At 62.0% G+C, this 22,394-nt stretch carries 25 protein-coding genes; 22 read left to right on the top strand and 3 right to left on the bottom strand.

Going from position 1 to position 22,394, the window contains the following annotated elements; genetic code table 11:
* Positions 1-12 precede the first annotated feature (12 nt).
* On the top strand, positions 13-2,142 hold the full coding sequence (sctV, locus tag VLJ37_02455; protein HSA58532.1) for a type III secretion system export apparatus subunit SctV: 2,130 nt from the start codon (positions 13-15) through the stop codon (positions 2,140-2,142).
* Positions 2,143-2,382: 240 nt separating this feature from the next.
* Positions 2,383-4,314 (top strand): hypothetical protein, encoded by a 1,932-nt coding sequence (locus VLJ37_02450; protein HSA58531.1) that lies wholly within the window; start codon positions 2,383-2,385, stop codon positions 4,312-4,314.
* Positions 4,315-4,320: 6 nt separating this feature from the next.
* Here VLJ37_02450 and VLJ37_02445 read toward each other — a convergent pair whose 3' ends face one another.
* Genes VLJ37_02445 through VLJ37_02435 form a run of 3 tightly spaced genes read right to left on the bottom strand, consistent with a single transcriptional unit; the run spans position 4,321 to position 7,447 of the window.
* Complete coding sequence (locus tag VLJ37_02445; protein HSA58530.1) at positions 4,321-5,430, bottom strand: FHA domain-containing protein; 1,110 nt, start codon at positions 5,428-5,430, stop codon at positions 4,321-4,323.
* Between the two features lie 10 nt (positions 5,431-5,440).
* The gene (locus VLJ37_02440) at positions 5,441-6,718 is read right to left on the bottom strand and encodes a tetratricopeptide repeat protein (protein ID HSA58529.1); all 1,278 of its coding nucleotides are present in this window, start codon (positions 6,716-6,718) and stop codon (positions 5,441-5,443) included.
* A gap of 9 nt (positions 6,719-6,727) precedes the next feature.
* Positions 6,728-7,447, bottom strand: coding sequence for a hypothetical protein (locus tag VLJ37_02435; GenBank protein ID HSA58528.1), 720 nt, complete (start codon positions 7,445-7,447; stop codon positions 6,728-6,730).
* A 99-nt stretch (positions 7,448-7,546) separates the two neighbouring features.
* On the opposite strand from VLJ37_02435, the gene VLJ37_02430 reads away from it, so the two are divergent.
* The 20 genes from VLJ37_02430 to VLJ37_02335 form a co-directional block, all read left to right on the top strand.
* A complete protein-coding gene (locus VLJ37_02430) occupies positions 7,547-9,655 on the top strand; it encodes a PEGA domain-containing protein (GenBank protein ID HSA58527.1) in 2,109 nt (702 codons plus the stop codon).
* 15 nt (positions 9,656-9,670) lie between these two features.
* Entirely contained in the window at positions 9,671-9,970 is a 300-nt protein-coding gene (locus VLJ37_02425) for a hypothetical protein (protein ID HSA58526.1), read from the top strand.
* Positions 9,971-10,113: 143 nt separating this feature from the next.
* Positions 10,114-10,668: a hypothetical protein gene (locus VLJ37_02420; GenBank protein ID HSA58525.1), complete on the top strand. Its 555-nt coding sequence runs from the start codon at positions 10,114-10,116 to the stop codon at positions 10,666-10,668.
* An 80-nt stretch (positions 10,669-10,748) separates the two neighbouring features.
* Complete coding sequence (locus tag VLJ37_02415; protein HSA58524.1) at positions 10,749-11,159, top strand: tetratricopeptide repeat protein; 411 nt, start codon at positions 10,749-10,751, stop codon at positions 11,157-11,159.
* Positions 11,159-12,166, top strand: coding sequence for a hypothetical protein (locus VLJ37_02410; protein HSA58523.1), 1,008 nt, complete (start codon positions 11,159-11,161; stop codon positions 12,164-12,166). The genes VLJ37_02415 and VLJ37_02410 overlap by 1 nt, the downstream gene beginning before the upstream one ends.
* An 84-nt stretch (positions 12,167-12,250) precedes the next feature.
* A complete protein-coding gene (locus VLJ37_02405; GenBank protein ID HSA58522.1) occupies positions 12,251-12,688 on the top strand; it encodes a hypothetical protein in 438 nt (145 codons plus the stop codon).
* 9 nt (positions 12,689-12,697) lie between these two features.
* Positions 12,698-13,027, top strand: coding sequence for a hypothetical protein (locus VLJ37_02400; protein HSA58521.1), 330 nt, complete (start codon positions 12,698-12,700; stop codon positions 13,025-13,027).
* Positions 13,028-13,170: 143 nt separating this feature from the next.
* Entirely contained in the window at positions 13,171-13,941 is a 771-nt protein-coding gene (locus VLJ37_02395; GenBank protein ID HSA58520.1) for a sigma-70 family RNA polymerase sigma factor, read from the top strand.
* Between the two features lie 9 nt (positions 13,942-13,950).
* Positions 13,951-14,430 (top strand): hypothetical protein, encoded by a 480-nt coding sequence (locus VLJ37_02390; protein ID HSA58519.1) that lies wholly within the window; start codon positions 13,951-13,953, stop codon positions 14,428-14,430.
* Positions 14,431-14,465: 35 nt separating this feature from the next.
* The gene (locus tag VLJ37_02385; GenBank protein HSA58518.1) at positions 14,466-15,422 is read left to right on the top strand and encodes a FliG C-terminal domain-containing protein; all 957 of its coding nucleotides are present in this window, start codon (positions 14,466-14,468) and stop codon (positions 15,420-15,422) included.
* The gene (locus VLJ37_02380) at positions 15,419-16,117 is read left to right on the top strand and encodes a FliH/SctL family protein (protein HSA58517.1); all 699 of its coding nucleotides are present in this window, start codon (positions 15,419-15,421) and stop codon (positions 16,115-16,117) included. Before VLJ37_02385 ends, VLJ37_02380 begins: the two co-directional genes overlap by 4 nt.
* A 17-nt stretch (positions 16,118-16,134) precedes the next feature.
* Positions 16,135-17,454, top strand: coding sequence for a flagellar protein export ATPase FliI (gene fliI, locus VLJ37_02375; protein ID HSA58516.1), 1,320 nt, complete (start codon positions 16,135-16,137; stop codon positions 17,452-17,454).
* A complete protein-coding gene (locus VLJ37_02370; protein HSA58515.1) occupies positions 17,451-17,951 on the top strand; it encodes a hypothetical protein in 501 nt (166 codons plus the stop codon). The genes fliI and VLJ37_02370 overlap by 4 nt, the downstream gene beginning before the upstream one ends.
* A gap of 14 nt (positions 17,952-17,965) precedes the next feature.
* The gene (locus VLJ37_02365) at positions 17,966-18,850 is read left to right on the top strand and encodes a flagellar hook-length control protein FliK (protein HSA58514.1); all 885 of its coding nucleotides are present in this window, start codon (positions 17,966-17,968) and stop codon (positions 18,848-18,850) included.
* 70 nt (positions 18,851-18,920) lie between these two features.
* A complete protein-coding gene (locus tag VLJ37_02360; GenBank protein ID HSA58513.1) occupies positions 18,921-19,829 on the top strand; it encodes a FliM/FliN family flagellar motor switch protein in 909 nt (302 codons plus the stop codon).
* A 2-nt stretch (positions 19,830-19,831) separates the two neighbouring features.
* Entirely contained in the window at positions 19,832-20,323 is a 492-nt protein-coding gene (locus tag VLJ37_02355; protein HSA58512.1) for a FliM/FliN family flagellar motor switch protein, read from the top strand.
* Positions 20,320-20,622 carry a flagellar biosynthetic protein FliO gene (locus tag VLJ37_02350; protein ID HSA58511.1) on the top strand — a complete coding sequence of 101 codons (303 nt, stop codon included), beginning with the start codon at positions 20,320-20,322 and terminating at the stop codon, positions 20,620-20,622. Before VLJ37_02355 ends, VLJ37_02350 begins: the two co-directional genes overlap by 4 nt.
* Positions 20,619-21,419, top strand: a complete 801-nt coding sequence (gene sctR, locus VLJ37_02345; GenBank protein HSA58510.1) for a type III secretion system export apparatus subunit SctR — start codon at positions 20,619-20,621, stop codon at positions 21,417-21,419. Before VLJ37_02350 ends, sctR begins: the two co-directional genes overlap by 4 nt.
* A gap of 4 nt (positions 21,420-21,423) precedes the next feature.
* Positions 21,424-21,693, top strand: coding sequence for a type III secretion system export apparatus subunit SctS (gene sctS / locus VLJ37_02340; protein ID HSA58509.1), 270 nt, complete (start codon positions 21,424-21,426; stop codon positions 21,691-21,693).
* On the top strand, positions 21,690-22,394 hold a 705-nt coding region (locus VLJ37_02335; GenBank protein ID HSA58508.1), incomplete at its 3' end, for a flagellar biosynthetic protein FliR. The genes sctS and VLJ37_02335, both read left to right, overlap by 4 nt.

Raw genomic sequence — 22,394 nt, 5'->3', positions numbered from 1 at the left:
GCGGTAGCGGTTATGCCTAAATTCAAATTCGTCAGCATCAACGAGTTCATCAACAAGTACAGCGACCTCGTCCTGGCCGCCCTGGTCCTCTGCGTCCTGGGGATGATCATCGTCCCGCTGCCGACCTGGATTCTGGACATCCTCTTGACCGTCGACTTGGCGATCGCCGTCATCATCCTCCTGGTCGCCTTGTACATCTCCGACGCCCTGAAGATCGCGTCCTTTCCGACGATCCTCCTGATCACGACCCTTTACCGCCTCGCCCTCAACATCGCCTCGACGCGCCTCATTTTGGCCGAAGGGCACGCGGGAGAGGTCATCCACGCGTTCGGGAGCTTCGTCGTCGGGGGGAACTACGTCGTCGGCGGGATCCTCTTCGCCATCATCACGTTGATCAACTTCATCGTCATCGCCAAGGGCGCCGAACGCGTTTCCGAAGTCGGCGCGCGCTTCACCCTGGACGCCATGCCCGGCAAGCAGATGTCGATCGATGCCGACCTGCGCGCCGGCATCATCAACATGGAGCAGGCGCAAGAGAGGCGTTCCACCCTCCAGCGCGAGTCGCAGCTCTACGGCGCGATGGACGGCGCGATGAAATTCGTCAAGGGAGACGCCATCGCCGGCATCATCATTTGCCTCATCAACATCGTCGGGGGGTTCGTGATCGGGGTCCTGCAGAGGGGCATGGCGTTCGGCGACTCCGCCAAACTCTATTCCCTCATGACGATCGGCGACGGGCTCGTCGCCCAGATCCCGGCGCTCGTGATTTCCGTCTCCGCCGGCGTGGTCGTGACCCGCGTGGCCTCGGAGACCAAGGAAGGCTCGAACCTGGGCCGCGACATCGTCCAACAGGTGACCGCCTACCCGAAAGCCCTGGTCATCACGGCGATCCTGCTCCTCACCTTCGCGCTCATTCCGGGTCTGCCGAAGTTGCCGTTCTTCATCCTCTCGGCGGCCTTGGCGTCGCTCGCGTTTTTCCTCGCGCGCGGCAAGGCCAAGAAGATCCAGGAGATCTCCGAGACGCCCAAGGAGGAAGTGGTCAAGAAGGCGGTGGCCAAGCACGGGGACGTGCTCCCCTTCATCATGCCGTCGCCGATTTCGCTGGAAGTGGGCGCGGACATGATCCCCTACGTCGACGACAGCCAGGACGGCGGGCGGTTCATCAACGAGCTGATTCCGCTGCTCCGCCACGGGCTCTATTACGAGTTGGGCGTGAATTTCCCCGGCATCCAGGTGCGCGGTCAGACGATCGACATGGACCCGGAGAGTTACGTCATCAACATCAACGAAATCCCCGTCGCCCGCGGCAAGATCGAGAAGGGCTGCATCCTGGTGGGCGAATCGCTCGAACAGCTCCAGCTTTTCAACATCACGGGCCGCGAGACCCTGCACCCGATCGACAACTCCGTCGTCACGTGGATCTCCGCCGAGTTCAAGGACATCGCGACCCAGGCGGGATTCCGGATGTGGGACGTCTCCGAGTACCTGATCCTGCATCTTTCGTTCATCCTGCGAAAACACTCGCACGAGTTCCTGGGCGTCCAGGAGGTGCAGACGATGCTGACCGAGCTCGAGAAGACGCATCCGGCGCTCGTCAAGGAGCTCGTGCCCAAGGTGATCACGGTTCTGCAGCTCTCCGAGGTCTTCCAGCGACTGGTTCAGGAGGACATCTCCATCCGCGACCTGAAAAACATCTTCGCGACGATGGCGCAGTGGGGCGAGGTCGAGCGCGACACGGTGGCCTTGACCGAGCACGTGCGCGCGGGGCTCAAGCGCTACGTCACGCACAAATACGCGGGACAGACCGGCACGCTTGCGGTGTACCTGCTCGACCCGGACATCGAGGAGATGATCCGGGCCGCGATCCGCAAGACCGACAAGGGGAACTACCTGGCTCTGGAGCCCGAGACGACGCAGGAGATCGTCGAGTCGGTGGGGCGCGAAATCGCCAGCCACCCGCTGCCGCCGGGGGCGAAGCCGCCGGTCATCCTGACCATCTCCGAGGTCCGGCGCTATTTTAGGAAGATTATCGAGCTCGAATTCCCGCAGCTGGCCGTCCTGTCCTACCAGGAGCTTTCGGAGAATCTCCGCATCCAGCCCATTGCGCGGATCGCGCTGCCCGGCCAGGCCCAGGCAGCCTAGGGGTTTTCTCCAGTCATATTGGGGTCTTAGGTCCCACCTCCGTCGAAGGCCCCATGCCGATCAAGATAAATTACTTAATAATTTCAATTAACTGCAAATTTGGCATCGGGGGGCCAATTCGGCTCAAAAATTGCATCTTTGACTCCGGACACAACTTTTGCCGGGCTGTGTCGATAACGTAATTGGCGCTTTGCGCCTTAAGAAAGGGAATGGTTCGTGGGGCCAAATCCGATACCAGTCGTGATCACCTTTGGGGCGGCGAACAGCGGTGCCGCCCAGTCGGGAAATAACGTCGCGACCGCCCCGCAGTTTGGCGCCGGCATCTTGATCGGAGGGGGGGCGTTCCCTGGCAGCCCGTCCACCGGCAATACGCCCGACTCGCGTCCGGATGTTTCCATCGTCTTGCCGGATCGGCGGACCGCGGAGGCCTTGTCCGAAGCGCTCCGGATCTCAGGGTTCCGCATCCCCAAGGAGTTTGGGAATTTCCGCATCGTTGTGGCCTCGCCCTCGACCCCCGCGGCGACTGCCGCCGGCATCCCGCTCGAAGTCGGCGACCTCCACAGCCTCCAGACCCTGCTTTCGAATCCAGAGGTCTTGCTGGACGCCCTCACGAACGCCCAACAGCATGCGGAGCTGTCCGTCCTTTCGACCCTCTTGTTGGGTTCCCAAAACGTTTATCCGACGTCGCAGAGATCCACGGGCGACGCCCCGGCATCGGTCTTTGCGAAATTCACTCCGGCCGCCGCCGAGACGAGGCCGGCGGAGCATGGCGCGGCCCCGGCTGCGGCCCCCTCCGACCCGCGGCAAACGGCCGCCGCTGACCGCGGGACGTCCGCGAGGGGCGCCGAGACGGCGCTCCCCAAGGGTTCGGCCGCCGTCGAGACGGCGCGGATTCCCGAGGTGGTTCGAGAGGTCCTGGTTCGCCTGCAGATCCTTCCCCCGGGCGTCAGTACCGACCAGGCCTTGCCGCGTTTGCAGGAGGTCATCCGCCTGTGGACGGCCGAGGGCGCCCCGCAAACGGATTTGCCCGCCGACGTGGTTCGCGTCGTCAACAATTTTCTGGCCTCCGCGGTCCTCGCCACCGCTCTTCCCGGACAACAGGGAACCGCCCCGTCGAGCCCCGAGGCCTCGCGGATGCCGACGAGCCCCTTCGGCAACCCGCTCTTTAGGGAAGGCGGGAAGGCCGACGGCCGCTTCATTCCCCTGACCCGAGCGGATATTGCCCAGGCGGTCATCAACGCATTGAATCAATTTCCGGTGTTGGCTTCGAGAAATCCGATGACCGACCGCGGGGCGGCCCAACCGAACGACGCCGTTCGGCAGGGTCCGGTGGTCCCGCAGGCCGGCCCGGCCGCTGCGAAGGGTTCGGAAAAGGATGCCGCCCCGGCCCGTTTTGCGGAGGGTGCCCGCTTGGAGGCCGGCCTCGACCGGACCGTTCGGGACGGCAAGGCCCAGCCGAGGCTCTCCGGCGACGAGCATCACGAACGGACCGAGACCGCGGACGTCGATCTGGAAAAACGCCGTGCCGCTCATGACCAGGAATCCCATCCCGGATCGAGCGGCGAGGAAGACGCGCACGCCTTGGAGGCCCTCTGGCAGGAATTGCAGGCGGCCTTGGAGCAGGGCGGGTTTGTGACGCCCGAAGGCAACGTGCGCCGTTTGTTGGACGCCATTGAAGGCCGGTCCTTCTTACGTTTGGTCGCCGGCCGGGTGCCGAACGGCCTGGATTTGATCGACGTGCTGGGATTGATCAACGCGCGGATGGGCCTGTCTCCGGAATTCGGGGCCGTCAACGCCGCCCTGCACCAACTCGCGAGCTATCGGACGAAGTGGAAGGGCGACAAGGTCCGCGCCGTCTTGGAGCCCTTGCACGACGCCTTCGTCGCCCTCGATTTGGTCGATTCCGGAATTATCCCCGTCCACGAGGCCGAGATTTCGGCGAAAGACCTCGCCGGTTTCGAGACCCACGCGGCGGCGGCCCAACTCCTCCTGGATCATCCGGCCTGGATGTCCCGGACCGGGGCCGACGACGAGGACCGCCGGGAGCTGGAAAGCGTCCTGCCCGACGTCGAACGCCTGGTGGAGGCCGTCGAAGTACGATTCGCCGCCTTCGCGAATTCGCAAACCCGCCCGGAATACTTTTCCGCCGTCCCGACCGCGCTCCTCAATTAATCGTCTTTAGAGAATCTTCAAGATCGCCCAGATCGAACCAATGAGGACAGCGAGGCCCAAGGCCGCCGCGAGGATTTCCATGATGGAAAAACGGAAGTTGCCAAACCCGATTCCACCCGCCCCGGCGGATTCCGGCAGTTCGAGAGGCCCTTCGCTTCCTGGTTCCATGGGGGCTTCGGGCATCTGCTCCGGCGGAAGCGTCTCCTGGGGCGCGGGCTGGGGTTTGACCGGTGACGCCTTTTTCTTACCGTCCTTGCGGCGCGCCGCGCGCGTTCCCGAAGGCGACTCCTCGGGGCCCTGGGCCTCCGCCGATTCGTCGTCCCGCATCTCTTCGACCGGGACGATTTTCGGTGCGGAGGATGGAGCGGACGACTCGGGTCTCTTGATTTGAGGAGGCTCGAAATCGAACGAAAGCTCCTGGGGGTTCTTGAAGCTCAAGGCCAGGGTCCCCAGGTGGATGATGTCGCCGTCTTGGAGCCGCTTTTCGGACACCCTCTCGCGGTTCACGAACGTTCCGTTCTTGCTGCCGAGGTCGTGGACGATGACGGTGTCGAAGCGTTTTTCGATGCGCGCGTGTTTGCGCGAGATGACGTTCGAGTCGATGACGAACTCGCAGGCCGGATCGCGGCCAATGACCACGTCCTGGTTCTTCTCCTCAAGGACGAAGTGCTGGCCCGTCTGCGGGCCTTCGATCACCTCCAGCGACGGCGCGTTCTCCCGGTCCATCGCCTTGAGGAGCTTCTTCACCATCTTCACTTCAAGAAGATCCGTGTCGGTGATCTCGTAGATCTCCTCGACCTGGTCGGTCGCGGGAATCAAGAACTGGAGCTCAAAGTCCTCGACTTGGATGAGATCGCCGGAGCGGAGGAGGGCCTTTTCGTTGGGTTCCAACAGCTTCTCGTTCAGGTTCGTGCCGTTGTTGCTCTTCAGGTCGCGCACGAAGAACTGAGATCCCTCGCTCAAGATCTCAAAGTGTTTCCGGGAGACGGTGCGGCCGTCCAGGACGATATAGTTGGCATGGTCGCGCCCGATGGTGATCCTCTCCTGGTCCACGCGGAAGACCTGCTTTTCTCCGGTCTTCTTGTTTCTGACGCTGATCTGGGGACGGATTTCCATGAAATGTGTTTTATTGAGGGGAATGCCCCGGCGATTCGGTCCGGGACGGGCCGCTCTCGGGCTCTTTCTTGGGTCCGGTCGGGGGAGGCTCCGGAGCGCGGCAGCCGCCCATCTTGTCGGTCTCCGACTTGGCGAACTTGACCTCCTCGGGGAAACGGTCGCCCGCCGCAACGAGGAACTGGCAGTAGGCGGCCAGCGCCCCGCGCATGTTACGCGTCTGCGTTTCAAGTCCGGCGGCCTCGAAAAGGCTTTGGGGGTGGTTTGGGTTGATCGCGACCGCCTGGCGGAAGGCGATCAGCGCGCCGCGCGCGTCTCCGAGTTTCTTGAGCGCCACGCCCAGGTTGAAATAGGCCGGCAGGAAATCGGGTTTGAGCCGGGCCGCGCTCTGGTAGGCGCCGGCGGCCTCCCCGTGCTTGCCTTGAAGGCCGAACAGGATGCCGATGTCGAAGTGGGCCATCGCGTTGTTCGGGTTTTTCTTTAGGGCGCGCTGAAAGACCTGCATGGCCTCGTCGTAGCGCTTTTGCGAAATGAGCGATTCCCCCATCTTGATGAGATCGTCCTCCGACTTGGGCTCGAGGAGACGGACCTTCTCATCGCAGTCCTTGGCCTTCGTTTCGTCCCCCGTCTGCCGGTAGAGTTCCGCCAAGTGCCGCCACGGCTCGGGGTCGCTGGGGTTGGTCTCGATGGCCAGACGGTATCGGAGGATCGCCTTCTCCAACTGGCCCAGCTTCCGGTAGGTGTCGGCGAGGTCGAGGTGCGCGTGGAAAAGCCGCGTGTCGATCGTCGTCGCCTGCTGGAAGGCGGTCACCGCGCTCTCCCAGTCCTTCTTGGGGTCCGCCGCCTTCTTGGCCTTCTCCAGGTAGACGATGCCAAGATTGAAGTAGGCGTCCGCGTACTTCTTGTCCAGATTGGTCGCCTTGATCAGGGCCTTGATGGCCTTGTCCAGATCGCCGGTCGCCAGATAGACGGCGCCCAGGTGGCTGTGCGGTGCGGCCCACTTGGGTTTCAGTTTCGCGGAGGTCTCCAGCGCCGCGATCGCGAGCGGGAACTGCCCCTTGTACTTGTAGATCAGCCCCAAGTTGTTGAAGGCGTCGGCATAGAGGGGATCGAGCTCGCAGGCGGTCTTGAACTCAACCTCCGCGCGGTCCAGGTCGCTCTTGGAGAGATACGCGACGCCCTGGTTGTTGTGCATCACGGCCAGATCGAGAGGGATGTGCTTCTTGGCCGCGGAGAGAGGGCCGGCGGTGGCCAGGAGGAGCAGGAGCAAAGTGAGGCCTTTGAGTTTCATCGTCATCGCTTATGTCTTCCCGCAACGCGCCTTGAGGTAGAAATTCACTCGTTCTTCCCGGATTTTCGCCCGGTAGGGATTCAAGAGTTTCGCCTTTTGGAGGTTGGCCCGAGCCCGGGTCTTCAGTTCCTCCGAGCCCGTCCGCAAGGCCAGGCCCGCCTGGGCCTCAGCCAACCCCGCGTATGCAAAAACATAATTATAATCCGAATGGATGGCTTCTTCAAAGGCGGCCGCGGCGCGTTGAAAATCGCCTGATTTGAGGGCCAGGGCTCCGTCCGCGTAGCGGAGGTAGGCCAACGGCGACCGCGTTTCGTTCAGGAACGGCAGGAGCTTCTTGGCGTCGAGCCGTTTGCCCTCCTCCGCCGTGATTCGCTCCGTCAGACCGGTCAACGCCTCGTTCATCGTGTCCGGGAAGGAGAAGGGGGCCTCCATCTTTAATCCGCCCATCTCGGTGCGCAGCGCCTGGCCCCCCGGCAGGACGTCCAAGGTGATCACCGCGGCCTTCTTGGGCGCTCTGGCGTGACTGAGGTATTCTTCGAGCAGGATGACGGCCGGTTTCAGCGGATCATCGCCTTTCCGGTAGGGACGGGCGGGTTCGACCCGAAAGGTTTTGGACTCCTCCGGGGGCGTGGGGAACGTCTCGCAGGCCAAAGAGGCCGCTGCTGCCGTAACTGGAGATCCCCAGCAGACGATCATGAGAAAGAGGCTTGCGAGCCGCTTGGAGGACACGTCAGAGGTATAACATTCAGGTAACCCCTCGAAAAGAATTATTAATTTCTTTCGCGCCCGGTCTCTTTGTGATAAAAATTACTTAACCTTAGAACATTCATGCCTCCCCCTGACGATCGCGAAAATACGGAAATTCGGAAGATGGCCGACGAGGAGGGGGGTTATCCCTGCCTGGAGGTCTTGAGCGGGCCCCGGGGACGGGGGCGCTACCGTCTCCAAAAGGGCAACAATACCATCGGCCGCTCGCGGGAAAACGACATTGTCTTGGACGACTCCAGCGTCTCGCGCCGTCATGCCGTGATCGAGGTGGCGGAAAACGGAGCGACCGTCGCCGACCTGGGAAGCCGCAACGGGACCAAGGTGGGCGGGCAAAAGATCAGCCAAGCCGTCTCGCTGGCGCACAAGACCAGGATCAAGGTCGGCGTCTTCCTCCTGCGGTTTCTGACCGGGCCGGCGGAGGAGGAGGTCGACGTCGCACCCGAGCCCGAGCCGGCGTCGGCGCATGAGGTGTCTTCGCCTCACATACCCCAGGATGCCCCTCAAGAACAGCCGAGGTCCGAGCCGATCCCGGCCGAGATGCACCGCGCCCCGGACAACCTGCCCGCGGTGGAGGAAGAGGCGGGAGTCCCGTCGGAGTTGTTGAAGAGCGGCCAGGTCGTCGCCGTCGCCCCGGGAGCGCCCGGAAAAAAGAGAAAATTGTTTTTATTCGGCGTCCTCGCGGTCGTCCTCGTGGCCGCCCTCGCCTACGGGCTCCCCAAGATTCTGAAAAAGGTGAAGGGCCAGGACGGAGGCGTCGCCAAAACGGAGATTTCGGGAAAAACGCCGGGAAAAAGGGAGGAGGGCCCGGCCGGGCAGATCGGCGGAGTCCTCCCCGCTGAATCGTTGCCCGTCGCCGTGCCCGAGATGCAGCCGGTTTTCTTGGACGTCTCCTCCACGCCGATTCCGGCGCGCGTCTTTTTCGGCGAGGAGCCCATCGGCGTGACGCCGCTCCGCACGTCGACCAATCTCAAGTACGGCAAGTGGTACGAAGCCCGGGCCGTCTTCCAGCTCCCCGAGGTCGGAGAAGTGGTGGAGGAGAGGCAGCAATTCAGCCCCCCTCAAGGCGCGACCGTCATGCCCATCAACTTTGCCGGGAAGATCGGCATCTTCAAGGTGGCGAATCTTCCCCGGGACGCCCAGCTCTATCTGGAAGGTTATTTTGAAAAAGACCCGTACCGGGCGAAGCCCATCAAATTCGCGGAAATCGTCTTCGGAAAGCCCATCTACGTGCCCTTCGGCCGCTACATTCTGGAATTGCGCAAGAACCGCCAGCTGGGGCTTTCGCAGACGTATCTGGACGAAGTCGTCTACCGCCGCGAATTCAACCTGGGCGCCGCTCAGACGACTTACACGGTGGACGTGAAGGACGACGACCTCACGTCCTTCCCCGTCCAACTCACCTCCGTGCCGCCGAACGCGAAGGTCTTCATTGACGAAAAGGAAGTGGGCGTGACGCCGTTCAACGGGACCTTCCCGGTGGGCGAACACCTGCTGACGCTGAAGCATGACGGGTATTTCGATTTCGTCCAGGTCGTCAAGATGGAGATCAACATGCCCTACACGGCCGAGGTGCCTCTCAAGACCTCGGCTTCGGGCGAACTCATCAACAAGGCCGACGCCCTGATGAAGGAGTCGCGCTACGCCGAGGCCCTGCCCGTCTTGGTCGACGCATTTTCGAAAAATCCGTCCGATCTGGAGACGGCGCAGATCTCCTACATGGTGGGCCTCTGCTACCTGAAGCAAAAGTCCTACAAAGAGGCCCAGGACTATTTTCTGAAGGCCATGCAGAACGACGCCTACAAGTACGCGGGCCGGCTGGGGATCGCGACGGTCATCTTCGAGCAGGGCGACCGGATGAAGGCCCTGCAACTCCTCGTGGAGGTGCTGGTCTCCGCGGATGACGCCAAGGTGCGGACGGACGGAGGCGCCCTGTTCCAAAGGCTCTCGCCGCTCAAGAGCGTCCTGTACATCACCTCGGAGCCATCGGGGGCGCGGGTGTTCGTGAACGCCTCGGAGGTGGAGCAGAAGACTCCGCTCATCCTACACGACCTGGGCGTGGGGTCGTACAAGATCCTCTTTCGAAAAGAAGGCTACCAAGACGAGGAAATTAAGCTAAACTTAGGTGTCAGCGAGTTTCGGCCGGTGGTGGCCAAGCTCAAGCGCCAATAATCACGCGAACCTATGATGAGATCCCAATCCCGTCCCTCCCCGAACGCAACCGCCGCCGCCGACGCGGAGCGTCAATCCACGTCCCAGTTCCCCGAAATCGAGAGGTTGGTCGAGACGGAGGACTTTGATAGAATCAACAAGAGCTTTACGGCGGCCTATGAGGAGCTTGAGCGGCTCACCAAGGCCAAGGGCGGGATGGGCAAGTCCCGGGACGCCAAGAAGGCCATGAAGGCGATCGAACGGGTGATGGACCTGCTGCGGGAGCTCCTGAAGGTGAAGTACCAGATCCAAGAGGGCGGGAAGGTGGGGTCCTAAGTCCCCATTCAAATTGTGCCCGGTGGAGCAACTGCTCCACGCCCCCGCCCCGATAAAGTCTCTGAAGGGCCCGAGTGCCCTTGGCGAGTAACTTTTTGGAGGTTTGTGCCATGGGGATCATGCCGATTACTTCTGAAACAAAAATGCAGATGCGAAACCAGTCGGGTGATCAGAAAACCCCTCTCCTGAGCAATATCGGTTTTTCGGATTATCTCATGGCTTCCGCGGCCCCGGCGACGGCGGCCCTGGCCATGAACCAAGGCTACAACACGGCGGCCGTGACCCAGGCGGCGGTGACCGGCGTGGCCGGAGCCCCGGCCTCCTTTGGCGGAAGCGCGGCCAATGCCCCCTATTATTCCCCCACGGTCGGGACCGCCTCCCCCTTCGGTTCGGGCGGCTACAGCTACGGCGGCGCGACCTACTCCCCCGGTTACGTGGGGGTCGGCGCGGGCGTCGGCGGTGGCGTTCCGGGTTCTTACGGCGTGGGTGCCGGCGCGGGTTACGGCGCCCCGGGCGCTCCTTCGCAGGACTACCAGGAAAAACAGGCCCTTTTCCAACAGATGAATGATGCGAACTGGGAGATGCTGGTCGCTCAGGTGACGGTCAACGACCTCTCTCGCGACTACCAGGCCCGATCGAACATCCTCAAGACCAAGTCGGATGCGGAGGCCAACTCCGTCCGAAACATGAAGGCGTAATCTGATCGCTAAGTCTCGTAAGCGCTTTCGGAAATTCCAAAAAACGAGTAATATCCTCTCATCGCGAGAGGGAGGTGGGTATGGTGTCCGTAGAGCGTGAAGACCTCGTCGTGTTGATGGAAGGCGGCTACCTCCTCCTCCGCATGGGGCGTTTCGAACAGGCCCGCGAGGTGTTCGAGGGCGTGTCAGTCCTGGCGCCCAAGACCGAGGTCCCCTGGGTCGCCACGGGCAGCGTCTTCTTCGCCCAGATGAAATACGACCAGGCGATCCAGCATTATAAAAAGGCCCTGGCGGTGAATCCCGAGTCCGCGTTCGCTCACGCCTACCTGGGCGAATCCCTCTTTTTCCGCGGCAAGAAGGACGAAGCGGTCGCCGCTTTGGAGAAGGCGAGCGCGCTCGAGCCCGCGGGCAAGTCGGGCGATTTCGCGCGCGCACTCTTGGAGGCCATCAAGAACGGGTACGTTCCGCCCGGGCAGATGACACAGCACTGATGAAAAGATTATTCCTCATTTTATTTCTAGCGGTCTTCGCGGCCGGGTGCGGCCAGACCGCCCTCCACCACAGTCTTCAAGAGATCGAGGCCGACGAAATCCTGGTCGTCTTGAGCCAAAACGGCATCGAAGCGATGAAGAAAAAGGAGGAGGGGACCGGACAGGAAGTGACGTGGATGGTCAGCGTTCCCGCCAAGGAGGAGTCGCGCGCGCGAAGCATCCTCCGTGCCAACAACCTCCCGCGCAAGCGCGAATTGGGGCTTTCGGGCGTCTACCGGGAAAAGGGGCTGATCCCAACGCCGGACGAACAAAAGGCGCGTTTCCTGCTGGCCCTCAAGGGCGAGATCATCAATTCCTTGCTCAAGATTCCGGGCGTGGTCGACGTCGATGTGGTGTTGAACGTCCCCAACGAGAGCGAATTCGCGAGTCTTGACCCGGTCAAGCGCAAACCCACGGCCTCCGTCGTCGTCAAGACGCGGAACGACGAGCTTGTGGCACAGACGGTGACCGAAGGAAAGGTCCAGAGATTCGTCGCCAACACCGTGCCCAACCTGGATGCGAATGACGTCGCCGTCATCGTGACCCGGACGGACACCGGGGCCGGGCCGATCGGGCTCTCGACGCCGACGCCTCAGCCCACGCCGATGCCGCTGAATCCCGGGTTGCCTCCGGAGGACGGCGAGATGCCCTCGGAGCTGACGCCGATTTCAACGGCCAACGCGGACGTCGTGGAGATCGCGGGCTTGAAACTCGACCGGGCTTCCGTCGCGCGGTTCAAAGGGTATATCATTACGTTGTTGCTGCTCTTGGTGGGTGTCTCCGGGTTCCTGCTCTTCAACATCATGCGCTTGAACCGCATGAGGCTCCGGGTCCAGCGCGGCATGAGGGCTGAGCGCGGGGCCCTGTCCGCCGGAGGCGGAGGAGGCGGACTCTTGGGAGAGGGAACGGGCAATGCCGCGATGGACGGGACGTTCGACGTCGGGGCGGAACAGCAACAGATGCGATGATGCGCCGCGTTGAAAAAAGAGTTTCGAGATGGAAACTGGAGACTTGAGACCGCCCGATAATCTCCAGTGAGTAGGAGTTTAGCTATGGAAATCACCACGCCCAACCTGGACCCCGGACAAACGGACCCGACGACGGGCCGGTCCCTGACCACAGCGGGTTTTGAAAACAACCTGAATCGGGTCAAGTTCGAGCAGGTGATCTACGATGCCCGCCCCCAGCCCAAGAAGCCTGGCTTTTTCTCCGGCCTTCTGCGGGCCTTGGGCGGTTTTGCCCCCCTGGCCTACCTGGCCGCCCCGTTCACCGGGGGCTTAAGCCTCATCGCCGGGGCGGGATTGCAGTCCATGGGTGCCATCGGCGCCAAGTCCCAGGCGAATTTTCAGGCCCAGCAGGCGAATAACCAGCAGCAGCCGGTGACGGTCTCGTACCCCGGCATGATGTCCGCGTCCTTGGCGAGCGATCCGACCATGGCCGTCGTGTCATCGCGGGACGCCTCGATGACGCAGGCGATTCAAAGCTTCTAGGAGATTCTTATGGCCAGAGACCGAGTCGGCGGCAGTACCCCCAGGCAGCCTGTGGATCTGAACCCGACCCCCGGAGCGGCCCCCGTCCTTCCGGGAGATGCCGTCCCCACCATCATCAAGGGTGCTCAGGACAAATTCACTCATGCGGACGAGGTCACGGGTGCCTTGAGAACTTCAAGCGCGCGCGGTGTGGAGAGAATCCTAGCGGATTCTCCGACCGCCATCGATCCCGTCAAGGCCCGTTTGGCGACACGAATGATCCTGGCCCTCCTGGGTGCTCACGCAAAGAATTTCGACCCGAGTTCCGGTGGTTCAGACCCCAATTCTGGGGTCCCCTGACTCCATTTTGACCCCCCTCGGTCCGGAATCCGGTCGTTGAAGACGACTTAAGTATTTGAAAATGAAACTATTTTTTGACTGGAACAAAATGGTCCTATTGGCATAGGAAGTGCATGACTTAAGTCCAGAGAGGAATATCTCCTATGGGACCCAAGGCGACGGTCAAGAAGGTAGAAGCAGCGGCGATGACTCCGAAGGACCTCGAGAAGCGTAATTCCCTGGTCGAGCAATACCTCCCCTACGCGGCGTCCATAGCGAGCCGCGTCATGCAGACCCTGTCCTCCTCGGTCGATTTCGACGACGTCATGTGCAACGCCCGTTTGGGCCTCTTGGAGGCCGCCCGGAAGTTCGACGCCTCCCTGAACGTCGATTTTAAGACCTTCGCCTATTACCGCATCAAGGGCGCGATCTACGACGGCCTCCGCAAGACCGGCTGGATCCCGCGTTCCCTGTACGCCCGGATCAAGTTCGAGCAGGCGACCAACGAGTACCTCCAGTACATCGCGGAAAAGTCGGGACCGACGGCCCGGGTCGCGGAAGACGAAATGAGCGAGATGTACGACACGGTGAACTCGCTCGCCTCCATCTACGTCATCTCGGTGGACGCCGCCGAGGACGGCATGGAGCTCGAAGACAAGAAAAATAAGGACATCGAACAGTCGGCCGAGTTTCAGCAGATCAAGCAGTACATGAAGGAGGCGATCGAGTCGCTTCCCGACAAGGAGCGCAAGCTCATCAAGATGTACTACTTCCAGAACAAGACGCTGGAAGAGGCCGGCGGCGACTTGGGATTGTCCAAGTCCTGGACCTCGCGCCTGCACGCGCGGGCCCTCGAGATTCTGTTCAAGAAGATCAACAGCCGCGTCCGCGCGGACAAGACCGCGGGCCAGGAGAGCGTGGCGCAAGCCCGTTAATCGAATTTTATGGCGGATATCGCAGCAAAAATCGGAACGTCCATCGCCGAAAAGGTCCTGACGGACGTTCAGAAAAACGCGCCCCTCAAGGGGACGGAGTCCGACTTTCAAAAAGTCTTGACCGCCCGTCTCGAGTCGCAGTCCGAGATGACCAAGCAGATCGTCAACGCCTTCGGCATGGGTCCCGAGACCAAGATCCAGGCCGTCTCCGCCGAGGGGCTGGAAATCAAGTCCGGCGAGATCACGGCCAATCAGGAAATTCGAACCCACGGAAAAACCATGGACCTTCTCTCCGACGTCAACCGCGGCGCTCTCCAAATGGACAGCCTCATGGAGCTGACGACCTCCGGCCGCAAGTTCACGCCGCCCGAGCTCCTGGCCATGCAGGCGGGCATGCACCAGATCGCCCTTTCGATCGACCTGACCGGCAAGATCGTCGAACAGGTCAACACCGGCACGAAGCAGCTCTTGAACACGAGCTTCCAATAAGCCTGAAAATCCAGTAAAATCGCGGTTGTCAAACCATGAACCGCACCGAACTCCTGGCCGCTTTGTGTCTGATGAACGAGGGCGAAGGCGCGCGCGCCCTCTTCGCCTTCGCCTCGGAGGCCGACGAGGGGGAGCTCGGCAAGGTCGCCGACCGCCTCGTCCGGGAGGGCGAAGTGGATTCCGACGCCCTCATGGCCCGCATCCGCAAGCTCCGCGGTTTCAGCCTCAGCACCGGTTTTTCGGACATCCATCCGGGCTGGATCCTGGAAAAACTCGAGGGCGAGAGCCCGCGGGTTCTGGGCCTCCTCTGCCGGTTCTTGACCGGCGACAAGATCAAGTACCTGATCGAACACCTGCCTGAATCGCGCCGGAAGCTTCTCCCCAAGGTGAACGAGTCCTACAAGGTTTCCCCCCAGGTTTCGGAGATCGTGCGCGAGCTCGCGGAAAAGAGGCTGACGTTCACCGTGCCGCGGCAGGGTGGGGCGTTTTCGTTCGCGCACCTGACCGTCCTCAAGACCGACGATCTCCGCGCCCTGTTCCGCGACCTGGGGATCGAGGAGATCCGCAAGGCGTTCAAGGACGTCGAGCCCCAGGTGCTGAGGGCCTTTCTCGCCCGTTTCGTTCCCAAGATGGCGCGGGAGATCCGCGAACGGATCGAGCACGGCGGATCCGTCCCGCGGGACGCGCACCAAGAGGCCCAGCGCCATTTGGTCTCCCTTCCGCTCGAAAGGCTTCCCGTCGAAGAGATCTTCCGGGAAATCGGTTATTCGGCCTTCGCGCACGCCCTGGAGGTTGAGGACCGGGCTTGGGCCGACATGATCTACCACAAACTTCCGCCGGAGGAGGGCTACCGGCTGAAGCGCGTGCTGCAGGACACGGTCAAGCGCCGCGCGTTCGCGGCGGTCGAGGCGCGGCGCCAGGAAATCCTCGCCCGCGTGGCCTTCCTCGCCAAGACGGGCGCCATCCGAAAATATTGGAAGGAAGACAAATGAAACCGATCCCCCCCAGGCCGGTTGTGCCGCCGAAAGGCGCTCCGGCGCCCAAAGCGCCTCCCAAGATCATCAAGAGCCTTCAATTTGATCCCGAATTTCGCCCCGTGAACGTCGGTCCCATCCTGAAAACCAAAGTGATGACGGCGTTCGAAGAGGCCAAGGAGATCGTCACCCGAGCCCGTCAGGAGGCCGCCCGGCTTCGAAAAGAGGCCCGAGCAACCCGGGAGCAGGCGGTCGCCGAAAAGAAGGCCGAGCGTGAAAGGGGATACAATCAGGGCTTGCAAGAGGGTCTCGAGCAGCTCTCGCAAAAGATCATGGAGGCCGAACTCTCCAAGGAAAAGGCCTTGAACGACGCCGAGCCTCAGATCATCCGGATGGTGATGGACATCGCCGAGAAGGTGATCGGACGCGAGGTGGCGGAAGGGGCCATCGTCGACGTCGTCAAGAAGGCGATCACCCAGGCGGTGGGACGGAAGATCGTCGTCCGCATCCATCCCATGGACATGCCCCTCTTGAAGGAACGCGAAAAAGACCTCGCGTCGGCCCTGGACCAGACCCAGTCCGTGGCGATCAAGGAGGACGAGCAGATCCCGCCGGGCGGCTGCGTCGTGGAAACCGAGATGGGCGCGGTCGACGCGCGCCTGGAGACCCAACTCGCGGCGATCAAGAAGGCTCTGGGGCTGGGGGCCGTTTAGGTTTATAATCAAAAAACATGGCCGTCATTAATTTCGAAAAATATCAGAAAAATCTGAACCAGGCGGCGACCGTGAAGGTCAAGGGCCGGGTGACGGAGTTGGTCGGCCTGGTCGCCAAGGCGGTCATCCCCAACGTCAAGGTGGGCGAGCTTTGCCTCATCGACGCGGCCGGCGGACGGGGCAAGATCAAGGCCGAGGTGGTGGGATTCAAGGAGAACGAGGTCCTCTTGATGCCTTTGGGCAACCTCGAAGGCATCGCGCCGGGCAGCGAGGTGACGTCCACAGGCGATTGCCTCAAGGTGCCGGTGGGACGTCAACTCCTGGGACGCGTTTTGGACGGCCTGGGGGAACCGCTCGACACGGAGACCAAGGGCCCTCTCCTCTGCGATCAATTCTATCCCGTCCAGGCCGAGCCGCCCGATCCTTTGAAGCGCCAGCGCGTCTTGAGCCCCATCTCCGTCGGCGTGAAGGCGATCGATTCGGTCCTCACCTGCGGCGAGGGCCAGCGCGTCGGCTTGTTTGCCGCCGCGGGCGTCGGCAAGAGCACGACGATCGGCATGATCGCCCGGAACACCACGGCCGACGTGAACGTGATTGGACTGATCGGCGAGCGCGGTCGCGAGGTGAGGGATTTCTTGGAGCACGATTTGGGGGAGGAGGGTCTCTCGCGTTCCGTCATCGTCTGCGCGACGTCCGACCAGCCTTCCCTCGTCCGCGCCAAGGCGGCTTACGCGGCGACGGCCATCGCGGAATATTTTCGTGATCAAGGGCTCAAGGTCCTGCTCATGATGGATTCGGTCACGCGCTTCGCGAGGGCGCTGCGCGAAATCGGGCTCGCCGTCGGCGAGCCGCCCGCCCGGCAGGGATTCACGCCGTCGGTCTTTTCGACGCTCCCGCGGCTGTTGGAGCGGACGGGCAATTCCGACAAGGGATCGATCACCGCCTTTTACACGGTGCTTGTCGCCGGCGACGACATGAACGAGCCGATCGCGGACGAAGTCCGGTCCATCTTGGACGGCCACATCGTCCTGTCCCGGGATTTGGCGGCGCGCGGCCACTATCCGGCCATCGACGTGTCCGAAAGCATCAGCCGCGTGATGACTTCGATCGTCGATCCCGAGCACGTGGAGGCGGCGAGGAAACTCAGGGAGGTCGTGGCCGCCTACGAAAAGGAACGCGACCTGATCTTGATCGGCGCCTACGAGTCGGGCAGCGACCCCCGCGTCGATTACGCCATCGAGAAGATCGAGGAAGTGAACTCGTTTTTGAAGCAGGGCGTGCAGGATAAGGTGAACTTTGACGAGACGATCTCGCAGCTGAAGGGGATCTTCGCTTGAAGAAGTCGGATCTCAAGTACCGCCTCGAGCCCATGCTCGTCCTGAAGACCCGTGCGAAGAAGAACGCGGAGATCCGGCTGGCCCAGGCGATCGCGCGGCTCGAAAAGGAGAAAAAGCAGTTGAAGAAGCTGGAGGAGGAAAAACAGGCGATCATCAAGCGGCGCAGGGAATCGCGCCGCGAGCTGCAGGAGAAGATCCTGGAGGGCCGCGCCCACGCGCGGGACGGCAGCGTGCGGGTGAACTATTTGAGAAAGCTCGAGGACGACGAGAAGGAGAAGGACCGGGAGATCGAGAACCAGAAGCAGGTCATCGAAAACTGCGAGATCATGGTCAAGCGCGCGCGCCGGGACTACATCGACGCCGTGAAGGAATTGCGCGTCATCGAGAAGCACAAGGAACTGTGGAGGAAGAAGCTGCAGAAGGAACTGTCGCGCATCGAGGAACGCGAAATGGATGAGCTGGGCAACGTCATCCATCAATTAAGGAATGTGGCGTAATTATGGCTGAAAAAGTGGAAAACAAACCCGACGTGAGACGCGAAACGATCCGTCCCGACCGCCAGGGCGCGTCGCAGGGCGGGCGTCTCCTCACGCCCAAGCTGCCCGGCGAGAAGACGGCCTTCGACAAAGTCATGGAAGAGACGAAGAACGACTCGTTCATGGACCGCATGCCCGGCGGCAACCAGGGGGCCGAAACGCAAACGCGCGAGGCCGTGCGTTCCGTGGCCTCCCAACAGGAACGTTTTGGGCGCCCCAAAGAAGACCTTTCGAAAAAGACGTCCCGCGAACGCGACGACGACCGCGACGACGCGGCCAAGCCCGGCGATTCGAAGGAAGTCTCCGGTCCCCGGGCCAAAGAGGCCGACCGGCGCGTCATCGGCCGGAGTTCCACCGGCGAACGCGAGGGCGGCGAGGGTGGTCAGGGCGGACAGGGATTCGGTTCCGGCACCGGCCGCCAGGGCCGCGGCGCGCCGATGTTGCCCCCGGAGATGCAAGGGGCGCAAGGCGAGGGGATGGTCCTGCAGAACGTGCGCGGGCGTTTCGAGATGGAGCTGCAGGCCGCCCAGTCCGTGGGGACGACGACGCTGGCCACTCCGCCGCCCAAGCCGCCCAAGGACCCCAACGTGATCCCCAAGAGCGTCATGGACCAGCTCGTCCAGTATTGCCGCATCGTCACCAAGACGGACGGGGACAAGGAGCTGGACATGCAACTCCACGAAGAGGCCTTCAAGGGCCTGAAGCTCAAGGTCTCCGTCTCCAAGGGCAAGGTGGATGCCACATTCATCGCCCAGTCGGAAGACGTCCTGAACCTCTTCAACGCCCAAAAGGGAGAACTGAGAAAGGTCCTCACCGAGAAAGGCATTGATGTCGGGTCTATAAATGTGGTAATGGTTTAGAGGACTTAGCCCACTTTATCCACAACAGACAGGGGGCCTTTTGGACGTTGTCCCGTTTGATTTCTCTAAATTGCCGAAGGTCTCCCGCCAGGACGCCAAGCTCCTCGAGGCCGTTCAGACCTATCTGCCCCGGATCGGGTTTTCGGACGAGTTGGGCAAGGCCCTCAAGATTCTGATCGGGCGAGAGATCGGCCCGACGTTTTCCTTCCAACGGGACCACATGGCCGCGGTGAACATTCCGCAAAAGCTGCAAGGTCTCACGCGCCAGGGCATCTACCTCCTCTTCGGACTCCCGCCGCTCGATGCCAAGGGCGTGCTGGAGATCGACCCCCTCATCGCCCACATGGCGATCGACAAGCTCTTGGGAGGGGCCGGCGAGCCGCTGACGATGATCCGGCCGCTGACCGAGATCGAGGAAGGCGTGCTGTCGTTTCTCTTCCTCAAGATCTTCTCCCTGATCTTCGACCGCTGCGGGAAGCAGGCGCGCGTTCACTTCCGCATGGAGGGTTTCCGGTCGTCGCCGGAAGAGTTGGCGCCGTTCTTCAAGAACCAGCCGGACGGCATCTATTTTTCGTTCCATCTTTCCCTCGGAAACCGCGCCGGTTACGCGCGGCTGATCCTCCCCGGGCCGATGGCGCAGAAGGCCTTCTTGGAACCCCTGGAGGGCGCTTCGCCCACGGGCGATCGGGAGACGGAGTACTACGGGGCGCGGCTCGCAAACCTCGGGTTCGTGCAGACGGACGTCTGGACGGAGCTCGGACGGACGGCGCTCAAGGTGGCCGACATCAACCGCCTCGAACCGGGGGACGTGATTCTTCTCGAACGGACGCAGGCGAGGATTCAGAAGGGGAGGCTTTCCGGCGCCGTGTCCGTGCGCGTGGGACGCGGCGAGCGAGGGTCTTTTCGAGGCGAAATCGTCCCCTCGCCGGACGGGTTGCAAGTGAAGCTCACCGCCGTCGATTTGGAACAACAGGTATAACTATGGATGATGTGAGTAAGAAGGATCCGTACCTCTCCGAGCTCGACGCGATGGATAACTTCGAGCCGCCGCCGCCGGATTTGGGCGAGGGGGGCGAGGAGACGGTCCACGAGACGGAAGAGCCCACGCGCATCGACCTGAAGGCGCCGCAGGTTCCCAAACAGGGGCGCGCGGCCGACCCCGGGGCCCAACCTGTTCCCGAGGTTGCGGCGGACGTCGCGGAGATGATGGAGGCGATCCCCGAGGGCGAGCCTCCGGTCAAGGAGCTGCTCGATCTGGCCCCCGACATGACGGTCCCGCTGGTCATCGTGATGGGGCGGAAGAGCTTCACGGTGAAGGACCTTCTGGCCCTGCGGATCGGTCAGGTGATGGACCTGGAGCGTTCGCCGGCCGAACCCGTCGATCTCGTCGCCGCCGGCAAGGTGGTGGGGAAGGGAGAATTGGTCGAGGTCGACGGCAAACTCGGGATTCGCGTCCTCAAATTACTCAAATGAACCCAACCCCGGATTTCACCTGGCTCTTCGTCAAAATGGTGATCGGACTCGTCTTGGTCCTGGGATTGGCGCTCTTTCTCTTCCGCTTCGTCCTGCCCCGCACCAAATTCGGCCGGCGGGGGGGCGCGTCCTGGGCCTCGATCGAGGACGCCGTCCGGCTCGATCCGCACAAGAGCCTGTATCTGGTCAAAATTCTCGAACGCTATTTCGTGTTGGGGGCAAGCGAGCACAGTCTGCAACTCATCACCGAACTTTCCCCGTTGGAGGGTGAAAAGATCGCCTCGGGAGGAAAATCTTGAAACTCGTCCGCAGGATCCCCAAGAAGCTTTTTTTTCTGCTGCTCCTGATCCCCCTTCTGGTCTCGCAAAAGGCCTTCGGCCAGGCCATGGAGATTCCGGGACTCGCCGGGGGCACGGCCGCGCAGCAGGCGATTTCCAGGCCCCTCCTGCTCATCTCCATCCTCGGGGCGCTCTCGCTCCTGCCGTTCGTCATCATGATGACGACGTCGTTCGTGAAGATCGCCGTCGTGCTCTCGCTCATCCGCAACGCCATGGGCACGCAGCAGATTCCGCCCAATACGATCATCACGGGGCTGGCGATGATCCTGACGGTCTACATCATGGTCCCGACGGGCCTGGAGATCTACCGGACGGCCGGGGCGACCATCAACCAGGGCTCCAACCAGCCGGTGCTTTCGGAGGTGACGGTCAACCTCCTTGTGCAGGCGGTGAAGGAGGCCAAGGAGCCCATGCGGGTCTTCCTGGCCAAGAACGCCCACGCCAAGGAAAAGGAGCTGTTCACGACGCTCGCGAAAAAAATGCGCAAGGCGGAGGACCGCGAACAGGTGTCGGAAGATTCCTTCGAGACGCTGATTCCGGCCTTCGTCATCTCGGAGCTGACCGAGGCCTTTCAGATCGGGTTCATTATCTTCCTGCCGTTCCTGGTCATCGACCTCGTCGTGACGAACGTCCTCCTCTCGCTCGGCATGTTCCAGATCTCGCCGATCACCGTGGCGCTGCCGTTCAAACTGCTGTTGTTCGTGCTGGTGGACGGATGGCACTTGATAGCGAAGGGGCTGATTTTGGGGTATACATAAGCTCATGGATCCCGCGTATCTCATCTCCATCACCAAGCAGGCCCTTTACCTGACGCTGATCCTGACCGCCCCGCCGGTCCTCACGGCGATGCTCCTGGGCCTCACCGTCGGCATCATGCAGGCGACGACGCAGGTGCAGGAGCAGACGCTCACCTTCGTGCCGAAACTCATCGGCATCATGGTGACCTTGGCCGTCGTGGGTCCGTGGATCTTCGTCCAACTCATGAACTTCGCGACGTCTCTGCTCGACACGTTCTACATTTACGTCAAATGAATGATGCTCTCAGGGTTCTAGGAATCAACGCGGACTGGACGTACGTCTTCAACGTGGGGACGCTCATCATGCTCCGCTTCGTCATGATCACGGCGATCATCCCGTTCCTGGTCGGAAAGCCCGTGCCCGGCATGATTAGGCTCGGGTTCTCGCTCGTCATGACGGTCTTTCTCTTCCCCTACCTGGCCCCGGCGGACGCATCGATCATTCCCAAGGCGCCGATGGCCCTTTTTCTTCTCTACTTCAAGGAGGCCTTTTACGGCATCGCCATCGGCATCGCGTCCGGCATCGTCTTTCACGCCTTCGAGGCGGCCGGCGGCGTCATCGACAATCAGCGCGGAGCCGCGCAGGCCCGCCTCTTGATCCCGCAATTGGGCGAGCAGACGACCCTCTTCGGCACCTTGAATTTCCAGTTCGGCATCGTGATCTTCCTGACGATCGGCGGGCATCTCTATTTTTTCAAGACGCTGCTCGAGAGCTACGACGTCCTCCCGCTCTTCGAGCTCCCCAAGCACCGGATCGACATGCTGGCGATGACCGACCAGTTCATCCACGATACGGGGAGCGTCCTCGTGACGGCGATCCAGCTGACCGCGCCCATCCTCATCTCCATCTTCATCACGGACGTGGTGCTGGGGATCATGAGCAAGTCGGCGCCGGCCATCAACGTCTACGAGCTGGGCTTCGCCATCCGCGGCATC

The organism is bacterium, assembly GCA_035454885.1.
Taxonomy (GTDB): Bacteria; UBA10199; UBA10199; order JACPAL01.
This window is presented reverse-complemented; position numbering and strand designations above follow the sequence as displayed.

Coding starts and splice junctions, on each gene's coding strand:
- sctV (HSA58532.1), top strand. CDS start 13: ATGCCTAAATTCAAATTCGTCAGCATCAACGAGTTCATCAACAAGTAC.
- VLJ37_02445 (HSA58530.1), bottom strand. CDS start 5,430: ATGGAAATCCGTCCCCAGATCAGCGTCAGAAACAAGAAGACCGGAGAA.
- VLJ37_02440 (HSA58529.1), bottom strand. CDS start 6,718: ATGAAACTCAAAGGCCTCACTTTGCTCCTGCTCCTCCTGGCCACCGCC.
- VLJ37_02430 (HSA58527.1), top strand. CDS start 7,547: ATGCCTCCCCCTGACGATCGCGAAAATACGGAAATTCGGAAGATGGCC.
- VLJ37_02425 (HSA58526.1), top strand. CDS start 9,671: ATGAGATCCCAATCCCGTCCCTCCCCGAACGCAACCGCCGCCGCCGAC.
- VLJ37_02420 (HSA58525.1), top strand. CDS start 10,114: ATGCAGATGCGAAACCAGTCGGGTGATCAGAAAACCCCTCTCCTGAGC.
- VLJ37_02415 (HSA58524.1), top strand. CDS start 10,749: ATGGTGTCCGTAGAGCGTGAAGACCTCGTCGTGTTGATGGAAGGCGGC.
- VLJ37_02410 (HSA58523.1), top strand. CDS start 11,159: ATGAAAAGATTATTCCTCATTTTATTTCTAGCGGTCTTCGCGGCCGGG.
- VLJ37_02405 (HSA58522.1), top strand. CDS start 12,251: ATGGAAATCACCACGCCCAACCTGGACCCCGGACAAACGGACCCGACG.
- VLJ37_02400 (HSA58521.1), top strand. CDS start 12,698: ATGGCCAGAGACCGAGTCGGCGGCAGTACCCCCAGGCAGCCTGTGGAT.
- VLJ37_02395 (HSA58520.1), top strand. CDS start 13,171: ATGGGACCCAAGGCGACGGTCAAGAAGGTAGAAGCAGCGGCGATGACT.
- VLJ37_02390 (HSA58519.1), top strand. CDS start 13,951: ATGGCGGATATCGCAGCAAAAATCGGAACGTCCATCGCCGAAAAGGTC.
- VLJ37_02385 (HSA58518.1), top strand. CDS start 14,466: ATGAACCGCACCGAACTCCTGGCCGCTTTGTGTCTGATGAACGAGGGC.
- VLJ37_02380 (HSA58517.1), top strand. CDS start 15,419: ATGAAACCGATCCCCCCCAGGCCGGTTGTGCCGCCGAAAGGCGCTCCG.
- fliI (HSA58516.1), top strand. CDS start 16,135: ATGGCCGTCATTAATTTCGAAAAATATCAGAAAAATCTGAACCAGGCG.
- VLJ37_02355 (HSA58512.1), top strand. CDS start 19,832: ATGGATGATGTGAGTAAGAAGGATCCGTACCTCTCCGAGCTCGACGCG.
- VLJ37_02350 (HSA58511.1), top strand. CDS start 20,320: ATGAACCCAACCCCGGATTTCACCTGGCTCTTCGTCAAAATGGTGATC.
- sctS (HSA58509.1), top strand. CDS start 21,424: ATGGATCCCGCGTATCTCATCTCCATCACCAAGCAGGCCCTTTACCTG.